Source organism: Vibrio antiquarius, from assembly GCF_000024825.1.
GTDB lineage: Bacteria > Pseudomonadota > Gammaproteobacteria > Enterobacterales > Vibrionaceae > Vibrio > Vibrio diabolicus.
This window is the reverse complement of the sequence record NC_013456.1, coordinates 2928764-2940613: the sequence shown is the minus strand read 5'-3', so window position 1 is coordinate 2940613 and position 11850 is coordinate 2928764. Positions and strand designations below refer to the sequence as shown.

Genomic DNA, 11850 nt, shown 5'->3' with positions numbered 1-11850 from the left:
AAAGCTTTTACATCAAAAAGTAAGTGAATTATGTCTGGTGAATTTAATCTGATAGACAAATACTTCGTCGGGCGTCAGAACCAACGTAAAGATGTCCACCTAGCGGCTGGTGATGATTGCGCACTCGTCAAAGCGCCGGCTAATGTTCAGATTGCGATTAGCACGGATACATTGGTGGCTGGAACGCATTTCTTATCCGACGCAAATCCGGCGTGGGTGGCGCACAAAGCATTGGCTTCTAACATCAGTGATTTGGCTGCGATGGGCGCAACGCCTGCGTGGGTGAGCTTTGCATTAACGATGCCCGAGCCAGATGAAGAATGGCTTGCACCTTTCTGTGATGCATTTTTCGAACTGGCTGATTACTATGGTATTCAGTTAATTGGCGGTGACACCACAAAAGGCCCATTGTGTCTGACTCTGACGGTGCAAGGTTTTGTACCTGAAGACAAAGCGCTCACGCGATCCGGCGCAAAGCCTGGGGACTGGGTATACGTAACAGGAAACCTTGGCGATGCAAAAGCTGGCTTGGATGTTATTCTAGATGGCTCTCTACGTAGCAGAGCTGGCGCGGAAGTACTAGAGCGAGCTCATTACCTTAGTTCTCCGCGTGTGCTTGCTGGACAAGCTCTTGTTGGCTTAGCCTCGTCGGCGATAGATATTTCAGATGGTTTAATCTCTGATATTAAGCACATTTTACAGCGATCTCAGGTTGGGGTGAGTATTGATGTCTCTCAGCTACCGATCTCTTCAGAATTAGTCCAGTTTTTAGATGATAAGATCAGCGCGCAGCAGTATGCTTTAGCAAGTGGCGAAGAATACGAGTTGTGTTTTACCGTGCCGGAGCAAAATCGAGGCTCGTTACAAAGCGCTTTATCTCATACTGGCTGTAAGGTCACATGTATTGGTCAAATCCGACCAAATGGAACCTTCGAGCTGCATGATAACAATCAACCACTTGATTGGGACTTAAGTGGCTTCGACCACTTTAAATGATCTGAGCTAAGCTCTAGCCAAGAGCCTGTTACTATTGAGCCACTCACAGGCATGACGATTGAAACCAAACTAGCAGTATAGGTTTAAGGATATGACCAACCCTCTTTCTCTGATTTCATTAAAGAACCCGTGGCATCTATTGGCGACGGGTTTTGGCAGTGGATTATCCCCGTTTATTCCAGGAACAATAGGGACACTGGCGGCCGTGCCCTTCTTTTTGTTGTTGGCGCAATTGCCATTTACGGCGTATGTCATTGTTGTTCTGATTTCGTGTGTGATCGGCATTCAAATCTGCCAAGTGACGTCAGCAGACATGAAAGTACATGATCATGGTTCAATCGTATGGGATGAATTTGCGGGTTTTTGGATTACGATGAGCATCGTCCCAGCGTTAAATATTCCTCTCACTGAGTGGAAGTGGTTGCTCACTGGTTTCATCTTGTTCCGTTTTTTCGACATGGTAAAACCGTGGCCAATTGGGTGGCTAGATAAGCGAGTTCACGGTGGGCTGGGTATTATGGTTGATGATATCGTGGCGGGAATTATGGCTGGTGTTGCCCTGTTTCTAGTCGCAAAATACGCCGGCTGGATGAATTAAACGTTGGACATAAAAAAGGGATGCCATGAGCATCCCTTTTTAAATTCTATTTTGCTAAATAATCCAAGATGGATTTTTCAATCCCTTTTGCATCGAGACCAAGCTCTTCATGCAGTTCATCTTGTGTTCCTTGATGAATAAACTCATCGGGTAAGCCTATGTTTAAGACTGGCTTAATGATTTTATCTTTCATCATAAACTCAACGACACCTGCACCTGCACCACCTGCGATAACATTTTCTTCTAACGTCACGAGCACGTCATGATCTGCGGCTAATTGACGAATTAATGCTTCATCGAGCGGCTTCACAAAGCGCATATCAGCAACAGTGGCGTTAAGGTATTCTGCCGCTTCTAGCGCGTTACCCAAGAAAGTACCAAAGTTCAGAATAGCAACTTTTTCACCTTGGCGAACCATGCGTCCTTTACCGATTTCTAAAGCCGTAAACTCAGTTTCGATTTCTACGCCCATCCCGCTACCGCGAGGGTATCGAACCGCACTCGGGCCAGTATGTTTATGGCCAGTGTAAAGCATTTGTCGACATTCGTTTTCGTCACTTGGCGCCATGATCACCATGTTCGGAATACAGCGCATAAAGCTTAGATCGAATGCGCCTTGGTGAGTTTGGCCATCTGCACCAACGAGACCTGCACGGTCGATAGCGAACATTACTGGTAAATCCATGATCGCGATATCGTGGATCAGTTGGTCATAACCACGTTGCAAGAAAGTCGAATAGATAGCAACGATTGGATGATCGCCCGCAATTGCCATGCCTGTTGCAAGTGTCACAGCGTGTTGCTCAGCAATCGCCACGTCAAAGTATTGGTCTGGATATTCTTTTGAGAAACGTACCATACCAGAGCCTTCGCGCATTGCTGGCGTAATTGCCATTAGCTTAGGATCTTGGGCCGCCATGTCACATAAAAAGTCACCAAAGATCTTTGAGTAAGTTGGCTTACCGCCACTGCTTTTCGGTAGACAGTTATGCGTTGGATCGAATTTAGGAACACCATGGTAGCCGATAGGATCTTTCTCGGCAGGCTCATAACCTTTGCCTTTCTTGGTCATGATGTGTAGGAACTGAGGACCTTTGAGCTCACGCATGTTTTTTAGCGTTTTGACGAGTTCATTGACGTCGTGCCCATCAATCGGGCCAATGTAATTAAAGCCGAACTCTTCGAATAGAGTACCAGGCACTACCATGCCTTTGAGGTGCTCTTCTGTACGGCGAACCAACTCTTTAATAGGTGGAACACCAGACAGCACTTTCTTACCGCCTTCACGGATAGAAGTGTACAAGCTACCAGAAAGTACCTTCGCAAGGTGGTTATTCAGGGCGCCGACGTTTTCCGAAATCGACATTTCGTTGTCGTTCAAAATCACCAACATATCAGGATGAACGTCGCCAGCGTGGTTCATGGCTTCGAATGCCATGCCTGCTGTAATTGCGCCATCACCAATCACACTGACGATTTTACGACCTTTACCTTCTTTTTGTGCGCTGATGGCCATGCCAAGACCTGCACTAATCGATGTCGAAGAGTGGCCGACAGATAAGGTGTCATATTCACTTTCTTCACGCCAAGGGAAAGGGTGTAGACCATCCTTTTGGCGAATTGTTGGCATTTTATCGCGACGTCCGGTGAGGATTTTATGCGGGTAAGCCTGATGACCAACATCCCAGATCAATTTGTCGATAGGGGTGTTGTAAACATAATGCAGAGCGACAGTTAGCTCCACGGTGCCTAAGCCAGACGCTAAGTGTCCGCTAGATTGGCTCACTGAATTTAGCAGATACGTTCGCAGTTCATCACACAGATTTGGTAATGTTTCTTTCGGAAGGAGACGTAATTCTTCCGGTGTATTTGCTAACGCCAGTGTTGGGTACTTTGAAATATCAAGAGTCATATAAATGCGCGCTTATAGTGTTAATTTTTGCGCTCGATGACATATCGGGCGAACTCTTCGAGTAACTGAGTATTGTATGGGATAGCTTCCAATGCTTGAAGTGCTTCCTGTAACAGAGTGTGAGCTTTCTCTATGGCTCCCTCTAAACCCAGCAGGGAAGGATAAGTGCTCTTATTCAGACCTTGGTCGGAACCTTGAGGCTTACCCAGTGTTTCTGTGTCACTGATGATATCAAGAATATCGTCTTGAACCTGAAACGCCAAACCAATTGCTTTTGAGTAGCGCTCCAAGTGAGGTAGAACCTCGATACCTTTCTCACCAGCAGCTAATGCACCTAATTTTACCGCACAATCTATCAGAGCTCCGGTTTTTTTACGGTGTATCTCTTCCATTTCTTCAAGAGAAACTTGGCGATTTTCTGCGCCTAAATCTAAGGCTTGCCCAACACACATGCCGTTGGCGCCAGAAGAATGCGCCAACGCTTTGATCATGTTGATGCGTTGAGTCTCGGCTGCCGGGTTTAATTGACCATCGGCAATAATGGTGAAGGCGAGAGTTTGTAGTGCATCACCTGTCAGTATTGCGGTTGCTTCATCAAACTTAATGTGACAAGTTGGTTGACCTCGACGCAGTTCATCATCGTCCATGGCTGGCAGATCATCATGAATGAGTGAGTAGGCATGTATACATTCGATAGCAGCGGCAGGAGTGTCTAAGTCTTCAGGTTTACAGCCGAGCATTTGACCTGTGATGTAAACAAGAAAAGGGCGAACGCGTTTTCCACCTAGCAAAAGGCCGTATTTCATTGCTTGAATCAATGGCTGCTCTTGATATGGAAGCTGATCGAGCCACAAGTTCAATTGCTGATTGTTTCTTTGTTGAAAAGACGTCAATGTCTGTTGCATCACATTGCTCACTACTGATGGTTATTCTGAATCTGGTTTGAAGTCACTCAGTGGTGCTTCATCATCTTCGCTAAGAAGAATACTTACGCGCTGTTCGGCGTCGCTAAGTTTAGTTTGGCCGGCACGAGCTAAGGCAATGCCTCGTTCAAACTTACGTAGAGCATCATCTAGGGCAAGATCGCCATTTTCTAATTGATCAACCAAGCTATCAAGCTCTTCAATGGTTGCTTCGAAGGTCATGTTTTCTGGTTTCTTGACCGCCATCTTTTTTCTGCCTTAATCAAGCCTTGGAGAAGATGCACGAAAGTTACCTTAGCCTAGTAACTTGGTCAAATTTAACCTTATATAATTGTCACAAAATTAGCGTTAAACGAGCCTAAGCGCTGAAACCCCATATTTTGGTTAAGGTTGTTAAGTCTAATTTGTGATCCATTAGCTAAGATTTTTCTAAAAATTCTGCGCGAGTTGTCGATACAGGTAATAATCCGCCCAATGGCAGTATTTGAGTATAGCGTGAGGAGTGCTTTGTGGATTTAGCAACCCTATTAGGTTTGATTGGTGGTTTTGCATTCGTCATTATGGCGATGGTGCTTGGTGGCAGCATCGGCATGTTTGTCGATGTCACGTCGATCCTTATTGTCGTTGGTGGCTCAATATTTGTAGTACTGATGAAGTTCACAATGGGACAGTTCTTTGGTGCAACAAAGATCGCAGGCAAAGCCTTCATGTTTAAAGCGGATGAACCGGAAGACTTGATCGCAAAAATTGTGGAAATGGCCGATGCGGCACGTAAAGGTGGTTTTCTTGCTCTTGAAGAGATGGAAATTAATAACACTTTTATGCAAAAAGGCATTGATTTGCTTGTTGATGGCCATGATGCCGACGTGGTAAGAGCAGCCTTAAAAAAAGACATCGCGCTTACGGATGAACGACATACTCAAGGCACTGGCGTATTTCGCGCCTTTGGTGACGTTGCCCCTGCAATGGGGATGATTGGTACCTTGGTTGGCTTAGTCGCGATGCTTTCGAATATGGATGATCCAAAAGCGATTGGACCTGCAATGGCGGTTGCGCTCTTAACCACATTGTATGGCGCGATCCTGTCCAACATGGTGTTTTTCCCTATTGCGGATAAGCTTTCTCTGCGCCGTGATCAAGAAACGCTAAACCGCCGTTTGATCATGGATGGCGTATTAGCGATTCAAGATGGTCAAAACCCGCGAGTGATTGATAGCTACTTGAAGAACTACCTCAACGAAGGTAAACGTGCCCTTGAGATTGACGAGTAACTTGGAGAGTAGTGATGGATGATGAAGATAACAAATGCGATTGTCCGCCACCCGGTCTCCCGTTATGGATGGGGACATTCGCGGACTTAATGTCGCTACTGATGTGTTTCTTTGTTCTTCTGCTCTCGTTTTCTGAGATGGACGTGCTGAAGTTCAAACAGATTGCGGGCTCAATGAAATTTGCCTTCGGTGTACAAAATCAACTTGAAGTGAAAGACATTCCCAAAGGTACCAGCATCATTGCTCAAGAGTTTCGACCGGGCCGACCGGAACCAACGCCGATTGATGTCATCATGCAGCAAACCATGGACATCACTCAGCAGACGCTCGAGTTTCATGAAGGGGAGTCTGACCGTGCTGGTGGCACAAAGCGTGATGAAGGCAAGTTAACGGGGGGCCAATCGCCAGAAACGTCAACGCAAAACAATCAATCTGCAGAAGCGGACATGCAACAGCAGCAATCTGAAGAGATGTCGCAAGAGATGGAAACCTTGATGGAAAGCATCAAGAAAGCCTTAGAGCGAGAGATTGAACAAGGTGCCATTGAAGTTGAAAATCTTGGCCAACAGATTGTTATACGTATGCGTGAAAAAGGTGCATTCCCTGAAGGCTCGGCCTTCTTACAGCCTAAATTCCGTCCTTTAGTTCGACAAATTGCAGAGTTAGTAAAAGACGTGCCAGGCATTGTGCGAGTATCTGGTCACACGGACAACCGACCGTTAGACTCAGAGCTTTATCGTTCTAACTGGGATCTCTCCTCTCAGCGCGCCGTATCGGTTGCACAAGAGATGGAGAAGGTGAGAGGCTTCTCTCATCAACGTTTGAGAGTGCGAGGCATGGCAGATACTGAACCATTGTTGCCGAATGATTCTGATGAAAATCGCGCGCTTAACCGACGGGTTGAAATCAGCATCATGCAAGGCGAGCCACTATACAGTGAAGAAGTGCCTGTAATTCAATAACTAGACTTTAGTTTCAAGTCAGTAGAGAGATAAGAAAGCGAGCAGATTGCTCGCTTTTTTTGTTTTTCCAATCCGCTTGGGTGTATAATCTTGCGCCTTAAAAGTGAGCTCAGACTACTTTTTGTGACTGAAACGCGGTTTTACTGCGTATGAAGCATTGAAGTTGAGTGTCACTCTTTGTTGATTGCGAAACTAACCTGCGAATTAGACTATGAAATTTATTGTAAAGCCCCATCCAGAAATTTTTGTAAAAAGTGAATCTGTGCGTAAGCGCTTCACAAAGATTTTAGAGTGCAACATTCGTAACATCATTAAGAGCCGCACGGAATCTGTCGCGGTATTCAACCGTCGTGATCACATTGAAGTGACCTCTGAGAGTAACGAATTCCACGCTGAAGTTCTTGAGGTTTTGACTCATACACCAGGCATTCACCACGTACTGGAAGTGAAGCAGACCGAATTTAAAGACTTGCACGATATCTTCGAACAAGTACTGGAGCTAAATCGCTCTGCACTCGAAAATAAAACCTTTGTTGTACGTGCGAAGCGTCGCGGTAAGCACGACTTTACCTCTATCGAACTAGAGCGTTATGTCGGCGGTGGTTTAAACCAAGCGATTGAGAGCGCAAGAGTTAAGCTGCAAAACCCAGACGTGACGATCAAGGTGGAAGTCTCGAACGATAAGCTAAACCAAGTGCTGGCTCGTCATAAAGGTCTAGGCGGCTTCCCACTGGGCACGCAAGAAGACGTGCTGAGCTTGATCTCTGGTGGTTTTGACTCTGGTGTTTCTAGCTATCTACACATCAAACGTGGCTCAAAAGTACACTACTGTTTCTTTAACCTAGGTGGTCCAGCGCACGAAATCGGCGTTAAGCAGGTTTCTCACTACCTATGGAACAAATACGGCTCTTCAGCAAAAGTACGTTTCATCTCAGTTGATTTCGAACCTGTGGTTGCGGAAATCCTAGAGAAAGTCGATGACGGCCAAATGGGGGTTATCTTGAAGCGTATGTTCATGCGTGCAGCAGGCATGATCGCTCAGAAGATGAAGATCGAAGCATTGGTAACAGGCGAAGCGCTCGGTCAAGTATCGAGCCAAACGCTAACTAACCTCCGCCATATCGATAACGTAACGGACACGTTGATTCTGCGCCCACTTATCAACTGGGATAAAGAAGACATCATTAACCTAGCACGCGAAATCGGCACGGAAGACTTTGCGAAGACTATGCCAGAGTATTGTGGTGTTATTTCTAAGAAGCCGACAGTAAAAGCGATTAAAGCGAAGCTAGAAGCGGAAGAAGAGAAGTTTGACTTTAGCATTCTTGAGCAAGTAGTTCGTGATGCACGCATGATGGACATTCGTGATATCGCGAAAGAGTCTGAGCAAGCAGCACCAGAAGTCGAGCAGGTTGAAGCGGTAGAAGAGCACGCGGTTGTGCTAGATATTCGTAGTCCTGAAGAGGAAGACGATAACCCGCTCGAAATCGAAGGTGTGGATGTGAAACATATCCCATTCTACAAGTTGGCTACACAGTTTGGTGATTTAGACCAATCTAAGACATATCTATTGTACTGTGACCGTGGTGTGATGAGCCGTCTGCAAGCACTTTACTTGCAAGAGCAAGGCTTCAATAACGTAAAAGTTTACCGCCCATAGTTGACTGATAAAAAGAAGTTAAAAGGCGCAGATTGAGACATCAATTTGCGCCTTTTTTGTTTTTGATCGCGTTACAGCTAATCATTACTTAGCATAATATTGAGGCTTATCGCAAAGCCATACACTTTGTGTTGATATAACGATAATTAATCCGAAAGAAGAGTAATAAAGTGATGTTGCTGCCAGATATACGGATGAGATTTTCGATAGATAAAAAAACACCGCCTAATTTAGGCGGTGTAACAAATTTGACAGACAGGTCAAAAATAAATACAGGAAGTATATGTTTTGTCACAGGGAGTGTGGACAAAACATTATGGTAGAAATCTACCTAACTCGAAATACGAGTTTGCAAACACAACATCGCAACAACGAAGCCAATTGATTTCCAAAGAAATCAAGCCGTTCAGGCTCGTGTTGCGGGGTGAAATATAGAATTTATCTGGCTGTTCGACAACGGACATTTTATAATGTTTCAGATTAAAAAAACTAATCCTATTTGAGGTCCCATATGTCTCGCAGATTGCCTCCATTAAATTCGCTTCGAGTCTTCGAAGCGGCTGCTCGTCATCTCAGTTTTACGCGAGCGGCAGAAGAGTTGTTTGTTACTCAAGCCGCGGTCAGTCACCAGATTAAAGCACTCGAAGAGTTCTTATCGTTGAAGCTCTTTCGTCGCCGTAATCGTTCGCTATTGTTGACAGAAGAAGGACAAAGTTACTTTCTCGACATCAAAGATATTTTCACCTCGATTGCCGAGGCGACAGATAAGGTATTGGAACGTAGTGAAAAAGGGGCATTGACGATCAGTCTACCGCCGAGTTTTGCTATCCAATGGTTGGTGCCTCGTTTGGCCGATTTTAATGCTCAAGAGCCAGATATCGATGTACGTATTAAAGCTGTGGATATGGATGAAGGTTCACTGACTGATGATGTAGATGTGGCTATCTACTATGGTCGAGGGAATTGGCCGGGTTTGCGAGCGGATAAATTGTACCAAGAGTTTCTGATCCCACTTTGTTCACCTTCGTTACTTTTAGGCAACAAACCATTAGAATCTCTAAGTGACCTCAAATTACACACTTTGTTACATGATACTTCGCGTAAAGACTGGAAGCAGTTTGCGCGTCATTACAACATCGAAGGTATCAATGTAAACCACGGTCCTATCTTCAGCCACTCGACGATGGTGCTACAGGCTGCTGCGCATGGTCAGGGGGTCGCGCTTGGTAACAATGTACTCGCCAAGCCAGAAATGGAAGCTGGACGACTCATCGCGCCATTCGACGAGGTGTTGATCTCCAAGAATGCATTCTACGTGGTGTGTCATGAACAGCAGGCAGATATGGGCCGAATCGCAACGTTTAGAGACTGGATGTTAGCGACCGCGAGAAAAGAGCAAGAGGAAGTATTAGATGAGCCAATGGATAGTTGAGGGACCTGAGAGCGGTCCTCTATTTATCTTTGCCCATGGCGCTGGAGCGGGGATGGAACATGATTTCATGACCGCCGTTGCCAAAGGATTAGTTGAGCAAGGAATTCGCGTGGTGCGATTTAACTTCCCGTATATGATTAAGCGAGCGGAAGATGGGAAAAAGCGTCCACCAGATCGTGCGCCAAAGCTGCTTGAAGCCTATGAAGAAGTGATTGCTCACTTTACCTCTCAACCTATTGTCATTGGTGGTAAGTCAATGGGTGGTCGCATGTCGAGTTTACTGGCTGAAAATGAGCTGGTGGCGGGCATTGCCTGTTTAGGGTTTCCATTTCACCCACCGGGAAAACCAGAGAAATACAAAGGCGAGCACTTAGCAACTATTGAGAAACCTACGCTGATTCTGCAAGGGGAGCGAGACACCTTTGGTAAGCGTGAGGAGTTCGATGACTTTGTCCTTTCATCGCAAGTTAAGGTGAGTTTTTTACCCGATGGTGACCACAGCTTTAAACCGCGCAAGAGCTCAGGCCATACCGAGGCGGGTAACATCGATCTCGCGGTAGAGCAGTTAGTGGCGTTTATCAAAGAGGTGTACCGTGAAAAGTAAGTGGTTACTCTCATTTTCTGGTCTGTCTGGGCTGGTTTCTGTCGCTCTAGGTGCCTTTGCTGCACATGGGCTAAAAGCTCAGCTGGCTCCGTATTTACTTGGCGTATTTGAGACCGGAGTGTTGTACCAATTTATTCACACGTTGGCGATTGTGTTTTGTGCGGTTTTATTGCTATTGAATTTGGGACAAAAAGCACAAAAATATTTTTTCATTGCAGCGATTTGCTTTATCATCGGCATCTTTTGTTTTAGCGGCAGTCTTTACGCACTGGCGCTGACAGGCATTAAGTGGTTTGGGCCGATTACTCCAATGGGAGGATTGCTGTTCATGATTGGTTGGTGTCTATTCTTTTTTGCTGCGTTCAATATCAAAGAGGTCTCCAAGTGAAACAACTAATGCTCTATTGCCGTTCTGGCTTTGAGAAAGAGTGTGCTGGTGAAATTCAGGACAAAGCGACACAGTTGGAAGTGTATGGCTTCCCTCGTGTGAAGAGAAACTCAGGTTATGTTGTCTTCGAGTGTTACCAAGATGGAGATGCGGACAAACTTGCGAGAGGTTTGGACTTTAAGTCGTTAATCTTCGCTCGCCAAATGTTTGCGGTAGCGGCTGAGTTTCAATCGCTGCCAAGTGATGACCGCATTAGCCCAATTTTGAATGAGCTAGCAGACATTGAAGCGTTTCCTCGCTGTGGGGATTTGAGAATTGAAACTCCGGATACGAATGAAGCGAAAGAGCTACTGAAATTCTGCCGTAAATTTACTGTCCCAATGCGTCAAGCGTTGCGCGGTAAAGGTCTAATGTTGAACAAAGACAACGCGAAGAAGCCAGTATTGCACATTTGTTTTGTGGAGCCTGGCCATTGTTATGTCGGTTATTCTTACACTGACAATAACTCTCAGTTCTTCATGGGTATTCCTCGCCTTAAGTTCCCAGCAGACGCCCCAAGTCGTTCAACGCTTAAACTGGAAGAAGCATTTCACGTCTTTATTCCACGTGAAGAGTGGGATGAGCGTTTGGCTCCAGGAATGTGGGGGGTCGATTTAGGCGCATGCCCAGGCGGTTGGACGTACCAACTGGTGAAGCGCTCGATGTTCGTTCACTGTGTCGATAACGGCATGATGGCAGACAGCTTGATGGAAACCGGCCAGATCAAGCATCATATGGTGGATGGTTTTAAATTCGAACCAGACCGTAAGAACGTAACATGGATTGTTTGTGACATGGTAGAAAAGCCAGCTCGTGTTGCTCACCTTATGGGCCAGTGGCTGTTAAAAGGTTGGGCGAAAGAGGCAATCTTTAACCTTAAGCTGCCAATGAAAGGCCGCTATGACGAGGTGCTGCAAGACCTTGAAAACCTGAAGCAGTTCCTGATTGATAATAAGGTAAAGTTCAGACTACAAGCTAAGCATTTGTATCATGATCGTGAAGAAATCACGATTCATATCCAGTGTCTATCGAACATTTCGCCGTACTAATTCTATCTCCTAGTCA

At 45.7% G+C, this 11850-nt stretch carries 12 protein-coding genes; 9 read left to right on the top strand and 3 right to left on the bottom strand.

Going from position 1 to position 11850, the window contains the following annotated elements:
* Positions 1–30 precede the first annotated feature (30 nt).
* Positions 31–996, top strand: a complete 966-nt coding sequence (gene thiL / locus VEA_RS13655) for a thiamine-phosphate kinase (protein WP_006741835.1) — start codon at positions 31–33, stop codon at positions 994–996.
* 91 nt (positions 997–1087) lie between these two features.
* Positions 1088–1594: a phosphatidylglycerophosphatase A gene (gene pgpA, locus VEA_RS13650; protein WP_012842076.1), complete on the top strand. Its 507-nt coding sequence runs from the start codon at positions 1088–1090 to the stop codon at positions 1592–1594.
* A 46-nt stretch (positions 1595–1640) separates the two neighbouring features.
* On the opposite strand, the gene dxs is transcribed toward pgpA, so the two are convergent.
* From dxs to xseB, 3 genes are read right to left on the bottom strand one after another with little or no spacing between them, the layout of a single operon-like run.
* The gene (gene dxs / locus VEA_RS13645) at positions 1641–3506 is read right to left on the bottom strand and encodes a 1-deoxy-D-xylulose-5-phosphate synthase (protein WP_006741834.1); all 1866 of its coding nucleotides are present in this window, start codon (positions 3504–3506) and stop codon (positions 1641–1643) included.
* A 20-nt stretch (positions 3507–3526) separates the two neighbouring features.
* Positions 3527–4411: a (2E,6E)-farnesyl diphosphate synthase gene (gene ispA, locus VEA_RS13640; protein WP_005391389.1), complete on the bottom strand. Its 885-nt coding sequence runs from the start codon at positions 4409–4411 to the stop codon at positions 3527–3529.
* A 21-nt stretch (positions 4412–4432) separates the two neighbouring features.
* Positions 4433–4675: an exodeoxyribonuclease VII small subunit gene (gene xseB, locus VEA_RS13635; RefSeq protein WP_005381566.1), complete on the bottom strand. Its 243-nt coding sequence runs from the start codon at positions 4673–4675 to the stop codon at positions 4433–4435.
* 263 nt (positions 4676–4938) lie between these two features.
* On the opposite strand from xseB, the gene pomA reads away from it, so the two are divergent.
* From pomA to rlmM, 7 genes are all read left to right on the top strand, one after another.
* Positions 4939–5700: a flagellar motor protein PomA gene (gene pomA / locus VEA_RS13630; protein WP_005381564.1), complete on the top strand. Its 762-nt coding sequence runs from the start codon at positions 4939–4941 to the stop codon at positions 5698–5700.
* 14 nt (positions 5701–5714) lie between these two features.
* Positions 5715–6662, top strand: a complete 948-nt coding sequence (locus VEA_RS13625; RefSeq protein ID WP_006741833.1) for a flagellar motor protein MotB — start codon at positions 5715–5717, stop codon at positions 6660–6662.
* Between the two features lie 211 nt (positions 6663–6873).
* On the top strand, positions 6874–8322 hold the full coding sequence (gene thiI / locus VEA_RS13620) for a tRNA uracil 4-sulfurtransferase ThiI (protein WP_041852982.1): 1449 nt from the start codon (positions 6874–6876) through the stop codon (positions 8320–8322).
* A 511-nt stretch (positions 8323–8833) separates the two neighbouring features.
* Positions 8834–9754 (top strand): transcriptional regulator GcvA, encoded by a 921-nt coding sequence (locus VEA_RS13615; RefSeq protein WP_005391378.1) that lies wholly within the window; start codon positions 8834–8836, stop codon positions 9752–9754.
* Positions 9735–10358 (top strand): alpha/beta fold hydrolase, encoded by a 624-nt coding sequence (locus VEA_RS13610; protein ID WP_012842074.1) that lies wholly within the window; start codon positions 9735–9737, stop codon positions 10356–10358. The genes VEA_RS13615 and VEA_RS13610 overlap by 20 nt, the downstream gene beginning before the upstream one ends.
* Positions 10348–10746 carry a DUF423 domain-containing protein gene (locus tag VEA_RS13605; protein WP_005391376.1) on the top strand — a complete coding sequence of 133 codons (399 nt, stop codon included), beginning with the start codon at positions 10348–10350 and terminating at the stop codon, positions 10744–10746. The genes VEA_RS13610 and VEA_RS13605 overlap by 11 nt, the downstream gene beginning before the upstream one ends.
* Complete coding sequence (rlmM, locus tag VEA_RS13600; protein ID WP_005391375.1) at positions 10743–11834, top strand: 23S rRNA (cytidine(2498)-2'-O)-methyltransferase RlmM; 1092 nt, start codon at positions 10743–10745, stop codon at positions 11832–11834. Before VEA_RS13605 ends, rlmM begins: the two co-directional genes overlap by 4 nt.
* Positions 11835–11850 lie beyond the last annotated feature (16 nt).

Coding starts and splice junctions, on each gene's coding strand:
- thiL (WP_006741835.1), top strand. CDS start 31: ATGTCTGGTGAATTTAATCTGATAGACAAATACTTCGTCGGGCGTCAG.
- pgpA (WP_012842076.1), top strand. CDS start 1,088: ATGACCAACCCTCTTTCTCTGATTTCATTAAAGAACCCGTGGCATCTA.
- dxs (WP_006741834.1), bottom strand. CDS start 3,506: ATGACTCTTGATATTTCAAAGTACCCAACACTGGCGTTAGCAAATACA.
- ispA (WP_005391389.1), bottom strand. CDS start 4,411: ATGCAACAGACATTGACGTCTTTTCAACAAAGAAACAATCAGCAATTG.
- xseB (WP_005381566.1), bottom strand. CDS start 4,675: ATGGCGGTCAAGAAACCAGAAAACATGACCTTCGAAGCAACCATTGAA.
- VEA_RS13625 (WP_006741833.1), top strand. CDS start 5,715: ATGGATGATGAAGATAACAAATGCGATTGTCCGCCACCCGGTCTCCCG.
- thiI (WP_041852982.1), top strand. CDS start 6,874: ATGAAATTTATTGTAAAGCCCCATCCAGAAATTTTTGTAAAAAGTGAA.
- VEA_RS13615 (WP_005391378.1), top strand. CDS start 8,834: ATGTCTCGCAGATTGCCTCCATTAAATTCGCTTCGAGTCTTCGAAGCG.
- VEA_RS13610 (WP_012842074.1), top strand. CDS start 9,735: ATGAGCCAATGGATAGTTGAGGGACCTGAGAGCGGTCCTCTATTTATC.